Source organism: Leclercia pneumoniae (assembly GCF_017348915.1).
Lineage (GTDB): Bacteria > Pseudomonadota > Gammaproteobacteria > Enterobacterales > Enterobacteriaceae > Enterobacter > Enterobacter pneumoniae.
This window is the reverse complement of the sequence record NZ_CP071383.1, coordinates 58,487-75,123: the sequence shown is the minus strand read 5'-3', so window position 1 is coordinate 75,123 and position 16,637 is coordinate 58,487. Positions and strand designations below refer to the sequence as shown.

Genomic DNA, 16,637 nt, shown 5'->3' with positions numbered 1-16,637 from the left:
TCTCGTCCTCTTAGTTCCGTAATTCTTTGCTGACCGGCAGGGTTTCAAACTCTTGCTGATTGCGGCGCGCGCCTTGTGCCAGCTCGCCCATGATTTTGGTCAGGAAGGGGGTTTTCAGCGTGTAATAGCGTTTGGCGATGATGGCGCTCAGCACGTAGCAGGCCGCCGGCACCAGGGTAAACAGGCCGATGATGATGCTGATGGTCGCGCTATTCTGGGTTTTGGCCGCCGCGTCGTAACCGCCGCCTGCCAGCATCCAGCCGATGAGTGCCCCGCCCAGCGCCAGGCCCAGTTTCAGTACGAACAGCGTGCCCGCAAAGCTGATGCCGGTCAGGCGTTTGCCGTTAGTCCATTCGCCGTAGTCGACGGTATCGGACATCATCACCCACTGGATTGGCGTTACCAGCTGGTGCAGCACACCAATGACGAAGATAAAAGCGAACATAAGGACAGTGGCCTGCATCGGCACGAAGAACATCGCCACGCTCACCACTGCCAGCGCGGCGTTAGTCCACCAGAAGATACTGACTTTGCATTTCCAGTCAGTGAGCGGTTTCGCCAGCGCGGAGCCAATAAGGTTGCCCACGCAGTAGGTGGTGAGGAAGGCGACGAACACCTCCGGCGACCCCATAATCCAGGTGCAGTAGTACATCATCGCGCCGCCGCGCACGCAGACGGCAAGAATGTTGAGGATGGTGAGCACACCCACGACGCGCCACTGGTCGTTTTGCCAGATGTCACGCAGATCTTCGCGCATGGAGGTGGTGCTTGGCGGCACCTGAATGCGCTCTTTGGTGGTAAAGAAACAGAACGCCAGCATCAGGAAGGCCACCACCGACAGCACGGCGATCCCGCCCTGGAAGCCGAACGCTTTATCGTCGCCGCCAATCAGGTTCACCAGCGGCATCATCAGCACCGTGGAGAGCATGCCGCCCGCCGTCGCCAGCACGAAACGCCAGGATTGCAGGGAGATACGCTGCGTCGGGTCGTTGGTGATCACCCCGCCCAGCGCGCAGTACGGGATGTTGACCACCGTATAGAGCAGGGTCAGCAGGGTGTAGGTGACGGCGGCGTAGATCATTTTGCCGTTGAGGCTGAGGTCCGGCGTGGTGTAGGCCAGCACGCAGACCAGGCCAAACGGAATGGCCCCGAACAGGATCCACGGCCGGAACTTGCCCCAGCGGCTGCGGGTGCGGTCAGCAATCAACCCCATGCAGGGGTCCGAAATCGCATCCAGCGCGCGTGCCAGCAGGAACATGGTGCCGACAAACCCGGCGGGGATGCCGAAGATATCGGTATAAAAAAACATCATGTAAAGCATGACGTTATCAAAAATAATATGGCTGGCGGCATCACCCATGCCGTAACCAATTTTCTCTTTTACAGATAGTACTTCGCTCATCTTTTTTTATCCTTCACGCTGTAGGGGGCGCTGAGACCGGTTACAGAGGTTGTAAACCATTGGCGATGAAGCGGGTATTCTGTTTTCTGGTTAGCAGATTACGATTCTTCTTTTTTGTGATCGCGGTAAAATTCGATGAGCACAAAATGCTAAGCTGAGGAATTCGTTGAGATTTACCTGAAATGGATCAATGCAGGCCCTGTCAGGGGTGAAAATAAGTGTGTCAGGGTATGTGGTTAATGTCTGAAAGTAGCTATAATGCGCCCCGCCTCCATGTAGCAATCGAGGCGCGGAAGATCGTCATCTCCGGTGAGGTGGCTGGACTTCAAATCCAGTTGGGGACGCCAGCGTTCCCGGGCAGGTTCGACTCCTGTGATCTTCCGCCAAAATGCTTAATAAACACTTGTTTATGAAGATGTTTTTATTTTTTCTGCCTCTTTACTACTTTCCCTGATTAAAAGCACCTCTGTCTTTCCGATCGTTTCCTCATTCAGCCAAAGCTAAAGCTCGCCAAATGATAAATTCTTGAAGCGTGCTCGCACGGTCATAAAGACGCAATCTGCTTCCATTGCGCTCTTTGCCATACTCGCTTCACCAGAAAAATGGCTGCCAACGGCATTCATTACAATTATAAACTACAGCTTATATTTCCTGGTATATAAGCTACAGCTTATCATGGACGAAAGCATGTGGACGATTCTGTTGGGAGCGCATTTCGAACAATGGCTGAATGCGCAAGATGAAGGGCTACAGGAAAAAGTCCTGGCTGCTTTGCTTAACTTGCAAGTTTACGGGCCGCGTCTTCCCCGGCCCTATGCCGACACGGTTAAGGGATCACAGCATAAAAATATGAAGGAGCTGCGAATTCAGTATGCTGGCCGTCCGGTGCGCGCACTTTTTGCTTTCGATCCACTACGCCGGGCCATCGTGCTGTGCGCAGGGGATAAAAGTAATGACAAAAGATTCTATGACAACCTTATTCGCATTGCAGATGAAGCCTTTTCTCTTCACATAACTGTCCTGGAGACGTTAAATGAAAACCCTAAATGAAGCGATTGCATCTCGTTCGCCTGAAAGCCAACAGCGTATTCAACAGATGGCTGATGAAATGATCCTCGAAACCGGTTTGCAACTGGTGAGGGAGGAACTCAATTTGTCACAGAAGCAGCTTGCTGAATTAATGGGTATCAGTCAGCCTGCTATTACGCAACTGGAGCAACGAGGTAACGAGCTCAAAATCGCAACGCTCAAACGCTATATCGAAGCGATGGGTGGAAAACTGAGTATCGACGTTGAACTACCGACCGGAAAACGTATTGCCTTTCATATTTGAGAAGAATGGTTAAATCAGGGAACAGCCAGCCGCATATGCAGCAGCGGAAACGGGTTCCCCTGCCCGTCCAGGGCCGAGCGCCCCACCTGCACAAACCCCATGTGTTGATAAAACGCCACCCCTTGCGGGTTTTGCTCGTTCACATCCACTTCGTTGACGCCGAAATGATTAACTGCACAGGTCAGTAACAGTTTGCCGACGCCTTTCCCCCGGCTCGCAGCATCCACAAACAGCATTTCGATGCGGTTCTTGTCCACGCCTAAAAAGCCGTGAATACTGCCCTGCTCATCGCGGGCAATGATCACCTGTAAATTCGGCAGATACACATTGAGCAGGAGCGGGCGTAACGTCGCAATGTCGCTTTCCTGCAAGAAATGGTGCGTGGCACGAACGGAGGATTCCCAGATCGCGGCCAGACGCTCGAAGTGTGAGGGCAGTGCGGTTTCGATTTTCATTCGCTAACGATGCGTGTCAGCCGCCATAAAATCAACCTCCTGCCCCTTACAATCTCTCGCAAATCGCCACGTTCAGCCGGACAAAGTCGTCCCAGGCAATGACCTCGCTCAGCCTGGCGCGGTAGTAGTCCTCTACGCGACAGACCAGCGGTCGGGTGGCGTAGATGGCGCACAGGTGGGTTGTTTCATCGAAATGGCCGCACACCCCGTCGCCGCGATCGAGAAACGCGGTTTCGGGGCTGGCGTTGACCCTGCGGCAGCACTTGCCGCAGGCATTGCAGGGGAAAGGCGTTAACGCGTCGTCACTCATGCCTGAGTACATAACGACGAAGCGAGGCGCTGTACTTCTATGATGCGATCGCTCAATTCACGATCCTGTTGGCTGGCGATATCCCGCGCGGCTTTCACTTTGTCCAGTAACTCTGCGAACCAGGGCTCCAGCGACTCATCCACTAGTCGTAACGCACCGGATTCAAACTGTGCGGCCGTCGTGAAGGCAAAATCGTCGATCTCTTGCTGATAACGCTCCCATTCGCGGCGTTGTTGTTCACTTTGTTCACGCGCCTGTTTGGTTTCGCGATCTTCTGCGAAGATATCCCACAGCGAACTGACTACAGTGATGGCTGGCCCTACGTACGGCAGCCATTTGCCCACCACCAGCGTACCCCACTTCTCCATGGTTTTTGGGCCAATCCCCTTCATCAGTGACGGTAGCCACTCTTTCACCACTTTCAGGCCGCTGACCACGTGTTCCGGTTTTGCCATCGAACCCAGCGTATTGACCGCGTGGTTCATCATCTCGGCGTTAATGCCCCCGGACTCTGGCGATACCCCCTGCTCCTGAGTTGCCTGCGCACCCGGCATGTGCGGAATCGACTGTGAGGCACCCTGTTCTGCCTGTCGGGCGATCGCCGCTTGCAGGCTGTCGACATCATCGGCAAAACGCTGCACCAGATAGGTCATCTCACGGTTTTGCGCCGCTTCCACCTCGCCGCTGGCCTGCCGGAACAGCGCCTCGATGTTTGCCTGCGCGTGTTCAGGATCCTGGCGCAATGCCGCCTTGCTGCCCCGGTACATGACCTCACGCTGGTTCTTCACCTCATCGATCACCGCGTTACGGCAAAGCTGCTGCTGCGCAACGATATTTTTCAAAAGGGTATCGAAACTGCGCACGGTGTCACTGGTGGTCTGCTGCTCTAACGTGTGCAGCAACCTGTCGAGGAAGCCGTTCAGAGTCGCGCCCAGTCGACGGTAGATATGCTGGCTATCAATGCTGGCGATAAAGGTGGTCAGCGCCTCTTCGAAGATCGGGAACTCACTGGCGCGCAGCAGTCCCGGCACATTGTTTAGCTTCGCCTGCAGCGCCATCTCCGCATTGACGCGCAGGATAGGGATATCCTGCAGCACATCCTGCAGACCCTGCGCTTCCGCCAGGCTTTGCAGACGAATACGAATGTCGTTTTTAAGGCGGGTTAAGGTCTCGACGTCCATGCGATCTTTGTCGTTGAGCACCAGGAACAGCTTTTTCCGGGCCTGTAAAATTTCGACCAGCACCTTGAGTGTCTTCTCCTCTTCGGCGGCACCGGACGGGTTTACCACAAAAATCACCGCATCCGCTTTCAGCATCTGTTCCCGGGTGACCGCTTCATGATCCAGCGGCGCATCCACGCCCGGGGTGTCCAGAATGGTGCTGTTATTCCAGCAATAGGAGTCAACAGAGGCGGTTAACGGAACATCGCCGGTCGCTGCCACGCATTCGCCAACCAGAGCGTTGATAAGCGTGCTTTTGCCGGCGTTATACACGCCGTAGACCATAATGCTGGCATCCGGCTGGTTGCGCTTGTCTTCAAACTGTTTCTGCACAGGCGCAAATTCTGCCGCCAGCGCAGGATACTGGCTTGCCAGTTTCGCCGTCAGGTCGTAAGTTTCAAAAAGTTCTGCCGCTGACATCGCCATATTATGCGTTCCCCTCACTCGTTAATTGCTGCTCTGCTTGCTGCTTCAGTCTGCCAATCGCCCGCTTAAACTGTTCCACTTCATGATTTAGCTGGCTACAGTCCTTCTCCATCTCGTTGAGTAAGGTGCTTAAGAGCGTACCAACCTGAGTGGTGATCTCGTTTTCGATACCGTCCAGGTAAAGGCTCAGGATCCGGTTACGGACTTCGCTGAGGTTATCTCCCACCACCATTTCAATGGTGCGGGTGGTTTGTTGGGCGCTGTCTCCGGTCATCGATCCCAGCCCGGCCCCGAGAGTGGCGCCTATGGCCGCGCCCGCAGGCCCAAGCAGCATCCCAATGCCGCCGCCGATCAATGCCCCCAGCCCACCGTTACGGCTACGCGTGCTTTTGGTGTAGCCTTCAGGGATCTGCTCGGTCACTTTTTCTACCGAGAAGGCAGGCAGCGTGAGCGAGGAGGAGGTCCAGGTGGTGACAACCGCTGATTTAAAGGCCTTCATCGCCTTGTTCAGGATCGCCTCCAGCGCATCCCCGGTGAGGGTCGCCATCCGGCTGTCCCATCTTTTTTGTGCGGCTAGCAGGGCGCTATTCAGCCCGGCTTCGTCGTCGCGGCTGGCGGCCAGCTCGTTAAAACTGGCCTGAATGGTTTGACGTAATTCAGACTGGGCAAGGCGTACGGCCGGGGTAATCTGTTTTTTTACGTCCTGGTCGACCGTCGCAATCATCGTAGCCAGAGATGCCGTCAACGCCTGATATTTCTCCACTTCCACCAGGCAGCCGGAGAGGAAGTTTTTGAAATTCGTCATCGGCACCGCACGCTTCATGCGGACGCCCTCTTCCTGCGAGATTTGCTTCAGGCGGGTAAATAGCTGCCCCATGCCGCTGTCGGCGATGGCCGCCGGGTCATTCCCGTGCAGTTCGGCATAGCGGGCGGAAAGGGACAGTACTTGCACACGCCCGGTATCAACGCCCTCTGCCTCCAGCTCGCGCTTTACGAAATCCTGCTGCATCTGGCGATCCTGCGCTGGTTTCATCACGCAGATATCGACAGGCACCTCATTGACCTCATCCCAGCCATGCTGCTTTTTATCGCTGCCCGTCAGCAGCAACATGATCTCCTTCTCTTTCCCCAGCAGTTGACGGATCTCGTTTAAATCGCTGGCGCGTCCCGGCGCATCCGATTTCATGGTGTAGAGGATCAGGTCAGCATGGTCGGCGTGCGCTTTCGCCAGCTCGCCGTTTTGCGAACGCACCGAGTGCAGGCCAGGGGAGTCCACCCAGGTCAGCCCCGGCAGACGGAAGCTCTGAATCGAGCTGGTCGCCTCGGTGGCATCCACGCGAAATTTGCCCTGCAGCGCCGCTTCGTTATGCGCATCACCGTTCTCTGCGTCCGTATTGACGTGGGAGTCATATTTCAGCGTGGTATTCCCGGCCTGCTGGGCCGGAGTCGGGTTGGTATGGCCCCAGGCCATATAATTGCCCAGCGAGCTTTTACCCGACTTCACCTTGCCGTAAACATAGACCAGCAGCGAATCTTCAAAGTTTTTCCGGAAACTCAGCCCCTTGTTCTGATTATCCAGCTTTGCTTTCCAGCCGCTGTCGATCTCTTTCAGGCCGTTGATAAACCCCGCCAGCGACTGGCTTAACGGGCTGGTCTCAGGTAATTTCTCCTGCGCGTCGGCCAGCAGCCCGGCAAGGTTAGAATGAAACTGGCTGTAGTGAGCCGCAAAGGCTTTATCCAGCTCTTTAGCCTGCTCTAATGAAGAGGCGAACTGCATCTCCAGCGTTTCGAAAGAGGTTAGAAGATCCTCGCGAAGCATCTCGTTACTCATCTTTATTCCTGTCTGCTTAGCCGCGCAAATGCTGGCGAATACGTTCAAATTGTTCGCGATAAACTTGCAGTGTCTCAAGCTGGACCTGGCAATCTATCAGGGTATCAACCACGTCATAAAAGTCTTCGGTCATGGTCAGTTCCACGTCGTAGCAGGATTCCAACGCATTCAGGTTCTGGCGCGTTTTGGCGTCCAGGAAGGTTAGCTCATGGCTTTCGGTAAAATGTTCTGCCACCACGCGCTGATACTGCTTACCCGTTGCCAGCACGTTGGCTTTAAAGGGCGATGTGCTCTGATAGTGCACCTCAACCCAGCCGGAGAGCGCCTGCTTTAAGTCGTCAGCGCGCAGCGTGCCGACGTTTTGAAGCGAGGCCTTAATGGTTTCGCGCTCCTCTTTTTGCTCGCGTTCGCGGCGCTCACGTTCTGCTCGTTCCCGGCGTTTGCGCTCTTCGTCGTCGCCATTGCCATTCGAGCTGTCATCATCGCTGGACGAAGAGGCGATTAATGCGCCCACGCCCAGCACCGCTGCACCAATTAACCAGGGTAATGCCATTTTCGCGCTCCTTAGACAGCCGGGAATTTTTTGAGGGTGTTTTTCATCCAGCCGCGGAAATCGGTCATGATCGTATTGAAGGGCTGGAAACCGCTGTTGATTTGCTGATGAATTTGCGCCTGCTTCTCCTGCAGCGCGTGCTCGGCCTGCATAAACTCGGCGAGGATCTCTTCAATCGCCACCCGCTGGCGCTCGCGTTTTACGGCGTAGGCGTCAGTGTTCAGCGCATCCAGATGCTGAGCGAGATCGAAAAGGTGGCTGGCGCGGATCAGGCCGTCTTGTTTCTGCGTCACCCCGGCCTGGAAACGGGAACCAGACAGGGCATAGCAGCGCGGCGTAAAACCGAGATCGTCGCGGCACTGTTCCAGCATGCGTTTTTCAATCGCCGCAATGCTTTCGGCGCTTTCTACGTCCGCTTTGCTGAGTACAAGGATGATGTTTTGCTCGGCATACTGGCCAAACGAGTCTTTTAACTGGCGCAAAAAATCGATCTCAATCTTCTCCAGCTCACCCTGGGGCTGGTGGACAAATAGCACGATGTCGGCCTTTGCTGCCCCCTGCAGGGCAATCAGATCGTCGGCGTTGTTGGCATCCAGGCCTGGGGTGTCCAGAAAGATAAAATCTTCAGTCTCACACTCTTTGAGTTCCGCCGTTTCACGAATGTCGTTAGTGCGAAAACATTCCGTCTGAATATGGTTCGTTAACATATTCAACAGGAAGCTTTTACCGGCATTCATTAATCCCCAGGCGGCGACAACCGGTTTTCCGGGGGCGAGTTGCTGTTCCAGCAAGGCATCCGCCTTGTGTAATAACGAGGCGTGTGGAGAGGTACTGACATCAGCCATGATAAATATCTCGCTACGTTAATGAGTTATTTTTGAGGACGTTGCGTATTAAGAGTTATTAACGGCATACCATCCGAAAACTGCAGTAACCCTGCGAATTTTGGTGGTAACGATAGCGAGAAGAGTAAGACAGGCCGCTGACAGTCCGTGTCAGTGCAAAGGGAGTTTTACGCAACGAAACAGCGATTATCTGCGCGCGGTTCAGGGCAGCCGCACCTCCATCACCGCATAGACCCCATCTTCAGGCACGACCACGGTGACATTTTCTACCGGCACGCCGGCAGCGAGATGTATCTCCTGCAGCTCGTCTAAGGAACGTGGGAAGAGGTGCTGCCAGCCAATGCAGCGCAGGGCAAAATCGATCTGTGGGCTGGTATTCAGCATGTTTGACAGGATCACCGCTCCGCCGGGCTTCACCAGCCGCAGAGCGCGTTTTAGAAAGGTCACGGCATCGTCATGGTTAAAGTATTCGAAGATGCCCAGAGCATCCACCAGCTCGGCCTGCTGCTCCCCCAGCTCCAGCACCAGATCGTCGTTACGGATCAGGTGATACACCAGATTCCGGCGCAGCAGGGTGATCTGCTCGCCCACGACCAGCCTCTGCTGAGCCGCCATGGTCTCGGCCCAGCGCAGGGCGACGGGGTCGTCATCAACCAGCGAAAGATGCACCTTCTGTCCATCGAGCTTCGCGGCACACAGCGCCTCCAGCACCGGGATGGCCGCGCCGCTGGCCAGGCTCACCCAGTCGCTCTCGATATCGTTATGGATGTATTTGTCCACCAGCGTCGCCAGCACCCGGGCGCGGGAACGCACGCCAATGGCATCGTTGGCGTGGATAAACCACTGGCGGCTGGCGCTGTCCATTACCGTCCCTTCCGGCAGTTTATCCTCCAGAGGGTTTTGCACCGCAAACAACGCCAGCGCCGAGGGCACCAACCGCACGCGCCAGGCCGCCAGCGCCGGGCGATGACGGAATGCCTCCTGCGACCAGGCATGTTGGGCGATCAGCGTTAACTCACCGCGGTCTCCCTGCTCAATCAGCGGCGGCTGCAGGGACGGGTCGGCCTTCAGCGCCCGATCGATGGCGTTAATTTCCCGGGTCGTTTCGTCTTTCATCGGCCATTTATCACTGACATCGGGAAACGAGGCGCTGTAAATGGTCATGTTTGCAGGTGCTTTACCGCGATAGGCTTGCCAGGTCATGTCGTTGTCTCCCGTTTGGCCGATAACGGAAGTGTATTCATGCCTGGCAGCATTACCCTACGAAGAAAGCACGAATTCCCGCCTGGGTTAGTGTTTCACCCAGACCAGCTGATCGACGCGGAAGCCGAGGCTACGGGCGATGTGCACGTAATCGTCTTTCACCTTATCCGGGATGGTTGGCGTACGCGCCAGGATCCACAGGTAATCACGGTTCGGGCCGCTTACCAGCGCATATTTATACTCATCATCCAGGGCAATCACGTTATACCCGCCGTAGAAAGGCCCAAAGAATGACACCTTCAGGGCGGCGGTGGTCGGCGCACCGGTAAAGTACGCTTTGCCTTCGCTTTCGTTCCATTTTTGTTTACGTGGATCGTAACCCCGGTTCAGCACGCTAATACCGCCGTCGCTGCGCTGGCCGTAGGTGGCAGTCACCTGCTCCAGTCCGCGTTCGAAGCGGTTTTCCAGGCGGGCGATTTCATACCATTTGCCGAGATAGCGCGAGGCATCAAAATGGGTAATCGGCTGCACCCCTTTCGGCGGGGTGGGCGTTTTGCACGCTACCAGCGTCAGCGCGATCGCCACACCGGTCACAACTGGCCATAATTTCATGTGAGCTCCTTTCGTTTGCGTGATGTAAGTGTAGTGCAGAGGTCGACTGCTTCATTCCGGATACAAATATTCGTAGTATATTGAGATTATTCTTTCTCACCGGACAGGCGCATGGCTTACTCCATTGGCGAATTCGCCAAACTTTGTGGCATTACAGCCACCACGCTGCGCGCGTGGCAGCGCCGCTACGGTTTGCTTAAACCGCTGCGTACCGATGGCGGCCACCGTCAGTACAGCGAAGAGGATGTTCAGCAAGCGCTTAAAATCCTCGACTGGGTAAAAAAAGGGGTGCCGATTGGCCAGGTTAAACCCCTGCTCGAGCGCCCTACCGCGCGGCGTACCAACAACTGGCAGACGCTCCAGGAGAGCATGCTGCAGCGTCTGAAAGAGGGCAAAATCGATGCCCTGCGCCAGTTGGTGTACAACGCCGGCCGGGAATACCCCAGACCAGAGCTGGTCACCGAAGTATTGCGTCCGCTGCGCAGCCAGGTCTCGGCGCGCGTGCCGGCAATGATGACCCTGCGTGAGATCCTCGACGGCATTATCATTGCCTACACCTCGTTCTGCCTTGAAGGGGATAAAAAAGCCCCTGGCGACAACTATTTAATTACCGGCTGGCACCTGAGCGATCCCTGTGAAATCTGGCTCGAAGCCTTAAAACGCACCGGGCAGGGTCACCGTATCGATGTGCTGCCCATCCCGCCAGCCGCCCTGGCACCCGAGATATTGCCGGAGCGCAAATGGCTGCTGATCGCCAGCGGCAAACTGAGCGCCGCCCGAAAAAAACAGATAGAGCAGTGGCAGCAGGCAGTCGCGCTTGAGGTGGTCATCCTCTAGCGCCAGTTATCACGAAAAGTTGAATATTTTCTTTTCGCCAGAGTGCTAACGTTTTCCTGTTACTTATCAAAACACAGGAATTCATGATGAAAAAAAGTGCCGCACTGCTGATGTTGTCCTCCCTCGCTTTCGCCCCTGCCGCCTTTAGCGCCCCGGTCGGTACGCTTAGCGTGCATATTCTTAATCAGCAGACAGGTGTCCCCTCGTCTGACGTGACCGTTACCCTGGAAAAAGAGCAGCAGGGTAACTGGGCTCAGCTTGCCAGCGGTAAAACGGACCAGGATGGCCGCATCAAATCACTCTATCCGCAGGACAAGGAGATGGAGCCGGGCGTTTATCGCGTTGTCTTCAAAACGGGCGACTATTTCAAAAGCCAGAAGGCCGACAGCTTCTTCCCTGAGATCCCGGTGCTCTTCACCGTTACTCGCACCAACGAAAAACTGCACATCCCACTGCTGCTTAGCCAGTATGGCTATTCAACCTACAAAGGCAGCTGATCGCTTACAAAAAAGTGGTTTCGTAACCTTCTGATATCGCAAGTTATAACAAAATAATTCTGCGAATACTTGGACAAATTATTCATGGTGTGTAAGTTTTAAGAAAGGCTTAGGAGGTAGCACACCATGAATACGAAACCCGTACTCGGAATTAGCGGATGTTTAACCGGGTCCGCCGTGCGCTTCGACGGCGGTCATAAACGCATGGGCTTTGTGATGAACGAGCTGGCCCAGTGGGTAAGCTTTAAACCGGTTTGCCCTGAAATGGCGATTGGCCTGCCGGTACCGCGCCCGGCGCTGAGGCTGGTCCAGACCACCGACGGTGAAACGCGTATGCGTTTTAGCAAGGACAGCACCGAAGACGTATCAGAGAAAATGGCGAGCTTTGCCGCCAGCTACCTGCCGGGCATCAGTGACTTTGCCGGGTTTATCGTCTGCGCCAAATCTCCGAGCTGCGGCATGGAACGCGTACGGTTATACGATGAGCAAGGCAACCGGGGGGCGAAAGCCGGCACCGGGCTGTTCACCGCCGCCCTGATGGAGAAGTATCCATGGCTGCCCGTCGAGGAGGACGGTCGCCTGCACGATCCCGTACTGCGCGAGAACTTTGTCGAGCGGGTCTTTGCCCTGCATGAACTGAATACCCTGCGCGCAAACGGCCTGAGCCGCCGCGCCCTGCTCGATTTTCACAGCCGCTATAAACTGCAGCTGTTGTCCCACCATCAGGCGGGATATCGCGCTATCGGGCCTTTTGTTGCCTCGCTGTATGAGTGGGACGACCTGAACGCCTTTTTCGAGGTTTACCGGGATAAGCTGATGGCGATCCTGAAGCAACCCGCCTCGCGCAAGAATCACACTAACGTGCTGATGCACGTGCAGGGCTATTTCCGTAATCAGCTTAACGCCCGCCAGCGCGACGAGTTACGCGAAGTGATCCTTAACTACCGCGCCGGTCTGTTACCGATCCTCGCCCCGCTGACGCTGTTGAAACATTATCTTGCGGAACACCCACACAGTTATCTGCTGACGCAAAACTACTTTGATCCCTACCCTAATCATTTAGGTTTACGTCTTGCTACTGGCTAAATATCAATGAAGCGAAGGCCCCGTTGACCCGCAGAGGCCCATACTGTACCCCTTTAGACGACACCCTCACTGTCGTCTTTTTTTTGCATTTTGCGCAAGAATACTGGCAATATATACAGGTCTTTTCGCCGCTTCGGGAATGCCCCATGATCAAGACGCTGCATATCGAAAACTACCGCTCCATCCGCCGCCTGTCGTTGGATCTGGAGCAGCTTAATATCGTTTTCGGGCCAAACGGCACCGGTAAATCAAACATCTATAAAGCTATCCATCTGATGCACAGCGCGGCGCAGGGGCAGTTTTCTCAGGCGCTGGCGAACGAGGGCGGGATTTTAAAGGTGTTCTGGGCCGGCAAGACGCGCAGCGACCAGCTGCGGCGGATGAATCTGGCGGTAGAGACCGAAACGTACGAGTACGAGCTGCAGGTGGGGTTTGTTGAGAGACTGCCGTATCCGTCGCAGTTTCAGCTGGATCCGGTGATAAAAGAGGAGACTATCTGGTTGAGCCAGCAGCACCGCCGCCCCTCGGCGCGGCTGATGCAGCGTAAAAACCAGACTGTGTTCCTGAACAACGTGCATCACGAAAAAGTGACCCACAGCGGCACGCTGTATGAGAATGAGTCGGTGTTTGGTCAACTGGGGGAGCCGCATCTGTACCCTGAGGTATCGCAGATGCGCGAATCGCTACGCAACTGGCGTTTTTATCATGAGTTTTCGGTGGCTTCTGGCTCGGCGATGCGCGCCCCGCAGGTGGGATTCCGCTCCCCGGTGCTGGCGAGCGACGGCGCAAACCTGGCGGCGGCCTTTCAGACCATTGTGGAGATTGGCGACGAGCTGCTGCTGATGCGAATTCTCGATCAGGCCTTCCCCGGCTGCGTGTTTTACAGCGACAACCGCGACGGCCGTTTTCGGATGATGATGCAGCGCGAGGGGCTAAGCCGCCCGCTGGAGCCTGCTGAGTTTTCTGATGGTACGCTACGCTTTCTCTGCCTGGCGGTGGCGCTGCTCAGCCCGCGTCCGCCAGCGTTTATCGCCCTCAACGAACCGGAAAATAGCCTGCACCCGCAGATGCTGCCTGCGCTGGCAAGCCTGATCGCCGAAGCCAGCCGCTATTCGCAGATCTGGCTGACCAGCCACTCGCCAGAGCTGGCGACCTTAATTGAGAAGCACCGTTCGTTTTCGCTGTACCAGCTGTCGATGGCGGAGGGCGAGACGCGGATGGAGAGGCTGGATTAGGAACCTTATTTTCAATAGCGAAATAGCTGCCTTCTGGTCCGTTACTCAGGCGGTTTTTTACGCCTCTTCCGCTCATCGAGGAGGGCGAATAACCACGATCTGAAGGCTGCCGCGGTTGCTGCAATCGCGCTTACGACAGCCACCTGCTTAATATCTGCCCGTTCAATCACAACCTCATGGTGGATAATGAACTTAATGGTAATCAGGGCCAGAGAGAAAAATATCAGGCAGCAGATAAACAAGTAGACAATAGCCAACAATAGCCTGCCGATAGTCGGTTTATTTTTTATCATTTTTGTTCACCTCATCTTTAACGGCATTACCGATAAACTCCCCCTCCGAAGTCTTTATAAAGTTAGATGTCCGTCTCTACAACGTTTCTGAATATGAACCACTGCGGAAAGTGGATGCTTTCGTCTCTAAATCATTTGGTTTACCCAGCGGACCAGATGTTGACCGGGCAGATCAAACAGTTCTGGCTTGAGTCTGGCTGCGTCTATGGCTATGGCAAGATCCATCTCGATCTGCGTGATACCGGGCAACAGTGCGGAGTGAACCGGGTCTGGCGGCTGATGAAGCGTGCCGGAATAAAAGCTCAGGTTGGGTACTGTAGCCCACGGGCATGTAAAGGCGAAGCCAGCATCGTGTCGCCCAACAGGCTCCAGCGACAGTTCAATCCGGATGCTTCGGATGAGCGTTGGGTAACGGACATAACCTACATAAGGGACCACGAAGGCTGGCGGTATCTGGCCGTGGTTGTTGACCTGTTCTCACGTAAGGTTATCGGCTGGTCAATGCAACCCCGCATGACAAAAGCGATTGTCCTGAACGCATTACTTATGGCGGTATGGAGGCATAATTCTCAAAAAAAGGTATTGGTTCTCTCTGATCTGGGCTGTCAGTACACGAGCCATGAGTGGCAGTCGTTCCTGAAATCACATGATCTGGAGGGCAGCATAAGTTGTCGCGGTAACTGCGACGACAATGCGGTTGCGGAAAGCTTTTTCCTGCTACTGAAACGCGAACGGATTAAGAAAAAGATCTACGAAACAAGGGACGAAGCCAGAAGCGATATTTTTGATTACATCGAAATGATTTATAACAGTAAGCGTCGGCATGGTTCGAGCGAGCAGATGCCACCGGCTGAATATGAAAACCTATATTATCAACGGCTCAGAAGTGTCTAAATTATCCGTGGCGATTCAGTATCCGGCATTTTTATCACCACAACTACCAGGCCACTCAGTATTCCCGCAGCCCCAGCCTGCGTCTCAACGGCAACTGGCTGGCAGATGCGGGATTCAGCACCGACAGGGCGGTTACGGTCAGCGTGGAACCGGGACGACTGGTGATCGAGCCGGTTAAGGGCTGATGGTTAAGAAGAAGATCCCGGCCTGAGGCCGGGATTAGTCATAGCTATCAGGATGTTATTTCTCTGGATTGATATATGTATATCTACTATTTATTTCTAGTCCAAGATCATTAGCTATTTTAAGCACTTGTGTGTATTCATCTTTGCTAATCACAACATCATGATCAGCGATGTGATCACATAGCGTTTCGAATGCTAATACGTTCTCTGAGAACCCAATATAATCTAGGGCAAAGTCAACTAGCGAAGGATCCAACCGATCCTTTAACCTTTCACCTAATGATCTAATTTTGTCATTAATATCCATCGCGCCCACACTATTTCTTAATTGCCTTTAAAGCTGGAGGAGCCGGATTATTATCCGGGAACGCTGTTACTATTTTCCCACTAGCTGGCTCGTATACCACACGAACTCTAACACCCTCTCGCTCTTCCCAGGCAACCCATCTTGCTGGTCTCCCTGCATTTGTATACGTCCCGCCCGTTCCGGTCTGGGCAAACCATTTGGTATCGGGTGAAGTAGCTATATCACCCACAGTATGAACAACCTTGTCTGCTGACCAACTTTGAGGGAAAACTGTTTTTCCTGGATTTCCGGGATACAGATGTCCACCTTGTGTAGGGCTATCCCCATATAAAATATGCTGTTTCGCTTCCGGCGAAAGGATATCCACATATTTCTGGTTTGTAGGTGATAATCCAAGATCGGAGCTTTTCGCAACAGATAAAAACGCTTTAGCTGCTACATACTGAATCAGTTTTGCTTCACTGGTCGGCACACCACTCGCCAGGATTTCCGCTGCCCGTTGCGGCGTCATTTCTCCATCAGCCGTCAACGCACTGACCGGAACCCCAAAGAACTCGCCCCAGGCGGTTAACAGACCTTTAACTGCATCCTGCCCTTCAGGTATCTGACCCTGTGAGTTTTTAATCAGCGCTTCTGTTAACTCATCTGCTGTAGCGCCATTCTGGATCATACTGACAGCAAGCGACTGCTGGGATAACCCCATATCAGCCATGCCTTTTCCGAAGCTTTCAGGACTCAGCGAGTTATTCTCAACCGCATTCTTCCCGGCCTGTGCCCCCGCACCCACCGAGGCCGTGCTGTTTCCCACCAGCCCACCAGCCATGCCTGCGGATATCGATGCCAGGGTACTGACGGTCTGCATTTCTGATTCATTCAGGTCATTGACCGATTTACCCGGATACATCGTCGCAATTATCGCTTTTGCCGCGAGCTCACCCGCAGCCGCCCCCATCGCACCCGCCGCTGCGTTATTGCCCTGCAGTGCCGCCACCGCCCCGCCGAGAATGGCGTGTGCGAGGGTGTTCACCGCCGGGTCTTCTTCGGTGGATTTGATAAGATGCGCCAGTTCCGGTGCCGATGCGCCGGCCAGCGCGCCGGCCACGTTACCGCCCG

General features: G+C 54.7%; 19 protein-coding genes, 1 tRNA gene and 1 pseudogene. 9 read left to right on the top strand and 12 right to left on the bottom strand.

Going from position 1 to position 16,637, the window contains the following annotated elements; genetic code table 11:
- Positions 1-10: 10 nt before the first annotated feature.
- A complete protein-coding gene (locus tag JZ655_RS00360; protein ID WP_046886314.1) occupies positions 11-1,402 on the bottom strand; it encodes a glycoside-pentoside-hexuronide family transporter in 1,392 nt (463 codons plus the stop codon).
- Positions 1,403-1,693: 291 nt separating this feature from the next.
- On the opposite strand from JZ655_RS00360, the gene JZ655_RS00355 reads away from it, so the two are divergent.
- The 3 genes from JZ655_RS00355 (at position 1,694) to JZ655_RS00345 (ending at position 2,735) form a co-directional block, all read left to right on the top strand.
- Positions 1,694-1,788 (top strand) — tRNA-Sec (locus tag JZ655_RS00355).
- Between the two features lie 301 nt (positions 1,789-2,089).
- Positions 2,090-2,452 (top strand): type II toxin-antitoxin system RelE/ParE family toxin, encoded by a 363-nt coding sequence (locus JZ655_RS00350; protein WP_207293795.1) that lies wholly within the window; start codon positions 2,090-2,092, stop codon positions 2,450-2,452.
- Positions 2,436-2,735, top strand: a complete 300-nt coding sequence (locus JZ655_RS00345) for a helix-turn-helix domain-containing protein (protein WP_207292719.1) — start codon at positions 2,436-2,438, stop codon at positions 2,733-2,735. The genes JZ655_RS00350 and JZ655_RS00345 overlap by 17 nt, the downstream gene beginning before the upstream one ends.
- 14 nt (positions 2,736-2,749) lie before the next feature.
- Here JZ655_RS00345 and JZ655_RS00340 read toward each other — a convergent pair whose 3' ends face one another.
- The 8 genes from JZ655_RS00340 to JZ655_RS00305 all read right to left on the bottom strand — a co-directional run bounded on the left by JZ655_RS00340 (position 2,750) and on the right by JZ655_RS00305 (position 10,190).
- Complete coding sequence (locus tag JZ655_RS00340; RefSeq protein ID WP_207292718.1) at positions 2,750-3,190, bottom strand: GNAT family N-acetyltransferase; 441 nt, start codon at positions 3,188-3,190, stop codon at positions 2,750-2,752.
- A 46-nt stretch (positions 3,191-3,236) separates the two neighbouring features.
- Positions 3,237-3,500, bottom strand: a complete 264-nt coding sequence (locus JZ655_RS00335; protein WP_040077809.1) for a YkgJ family cysteine cluster protein — start codon at positions 3,498-3,500, stop codon at positions 3,237-3,239.
- Positions 3,497-5,146, bottom strand: a complete 1,650-nt coding sequence (locus JZ655_RS00330) for a GTPase (protein WP_207292717.1) — start codon at positions 5,144-5,146, stop codon at positions 3,497-3,499. Before JZ655_RS00330 ends, JZ655_RS00335 begins: the two co-directional genes overlap by 4 nt.
- Before the next feature lies 1 nt (position 5,147).
- Positions 5,148-6,977, bottom strand: coding sequence for a dynamin family protein (locus JZ655_RS00325; RefSeq protein ID WP_207292716.1), 1,830 nt, complete (start codon positions 6,975-6,977; stop codon positions 5,148-5,150).
- A gap of 16 nt (positions 6,978-6,993) precedes the next feature.
- The gene (locus JZ655_RS00320; protein WP_040077805.1) at positions 6,994-7,530 is read right to left on the bottom strand and encodes a hypothetical protein; all 537 of its coding nucleotides are present in this window, start codon (positions 7,528-7,530) and stop codon (positions 6,994-6,996) included.
- A gap of 11 nt (positions 7,531-7,541) precedes the next feature.
- Complete coding sequence (locus JZ655_RS00315; RefSeq protein ID WP_080346633.1) at positions 7,542-8,375, bottom strand: GTPase; 834 nt, start codon at positions 8,373-8,375, stop codon at positions 7,542-7,544.
- A gap of 201 nt (positions 8,376-8,576) precedes the next feature.
- A complete protein-coding gene (locus tag JZ655_RS00310) occupies positions 8,577-9,578 on the bottom strand; it encodes a class I SAM-dependent methyltransferase (protein ID WP_207292715.1) in 1,002 nt (333 codons plus the stop codon).
- Between the two features lie 87 nt (positions 9,579-9,665).
- A complete protein-coding gene (locus tag JZ655_RS00305) occupies positions 9,666-10,190 on the bottom strand; it encodes a lipocalin family protein (RefSeq protein WP_207292714.1) in 525 nt (174 codons plus the stop codon).
- A 111-nt stretch (positions 10,191-10,301) separates the two neighbouring features.
- On the opposite strand from JZ655_RS00305, the gene JZ655_RS00300 reads away from it, so the two are divergent.
- The 4 genes from JZ655_RS00300 (at position 10,302) to JZ655_RS00285 (ending at position 13,845) form a co-directional block, all read left to right on the top strand.
- Positions 10,302-11,027 carry a MerR family transcriptional regulator gene (locus tag JZ655_RS00300; RefSeq protein WP_207292713.1) on the top strand — a complete coding sequence of 242 codons (726 nt, stop codon included), beginning with the start codon at positions 10,302-10,304 and terminating at the stop codon, positions 11,025-11,027.
- A gap of 86 nt (positions 11,028-11,113) precedes the next feature.
- Positions 11,114-11,524 carry a hydroxyisourate hydrolase gene (gene uraH / locus JZ655_RS00295; protein ID WP_040077801.1) on the top strand — a complete coding sequence of 137 codons (411 nt, stop codon included), beginning with the start codon at positions 11,114-11,116 and terminating at the stop codon, positions 11,522-11,524.
- 126 nt (positions 11,525-11,650) lie between these two features.
- A complete protein-coding gene (locus JZ655_RS00290; RefSeq protein ID WP_207292712.1) occupies positions 11,651-12,610 on the top strand; it encodes a YbgA family protein in 960 nt (319 codons plus the stop codon).
- Positions 12,611-12,756: 146 nt separating this feature from the next.
- Entirely contained in the window at positions 12,757-13,845 is a 1,089-nt protein-coding gene (locus tag JZ655_RS00285) for an AAA family ATPase (RefSeq protein ID WP_207292711.1), read from the top strand.
- 41 nt (positions 13,846-13,886) lie between these two features.
- Here JZ655_RS00285 and JZ655_RS00280 read toward each other — a convergent pair whose 3' ends face one another.
- Positions 13,887-14,138 (bottom strand): hypothetical protein, encoded by a 252-nt coding sequence (locus JZ655_RS00280; protein WP_207292710.1) that lies wholly within the window; start codon positions 14,136-14,138, stop codon positions 13,887-13,889.
- 150 nt (positions 14,139-14,288) lie between these two features.
- On the opposite strand from JZ655_RS00280, the pseudogene JZ655_RS00275 reads away from it, so the two are divergent.
- Together JZ655_RS00275 and JZ655_RS21520 are read left to right on the top strand one after the other, a co-directional pair.
- A pseudogene (locus JZ655_RS00275) lies at positions 14,289-15,032 on the top strand (IS3 family transposase); the annotation flags it as partial.
- Complete coding sequence (locus JZ655_RS21520; protein WP_207293794.1) at positions 15,005-15,217, top strand: SymE family type I addiction module toxin; 213 nt, start codon at positions 15,005-15,007, stop codon at positions 15,215-15,217. The pseudogene JZ655_RS00275 and the gene JZ655_RS21520, both read left to right, overlap by 28 nt.
- A 55-nt stretch (positions 15,218-15,272) precedes the next feature.
- On the opposite strand, the gene JZ655_RS00265 is transcribed toward JZ655_RS21520, so the two are convergent.
- Positions 15,273-15,524 carry a MafI family immunity protein gene (locus JZ655_RS00265; RefSeq protein ID WP_207292709.1) on the bottom strand — a complete coding sequence of 84 codons (252 nt, stop codon included), beginning with the start codon at positions 15,522-15,524 and terminating at the stop codon, positions 15,273-15,275.
- A gap of 10 nt (positions 15,525-15,534) precedes the next feature.
- A complete protein-coding gene (locus JZ655_RS21565; RefSeq protein WP_207292708.1) occupies positions 15,535-16,626 on the bottom strand; it encodes a VENN motif pre-toxin domain-containing protein in 1,092 nt (363 codons plus the stop codon).
- Between the last annotated feature and the right edge of the window lie 11 nt (positions 16,627-16,637).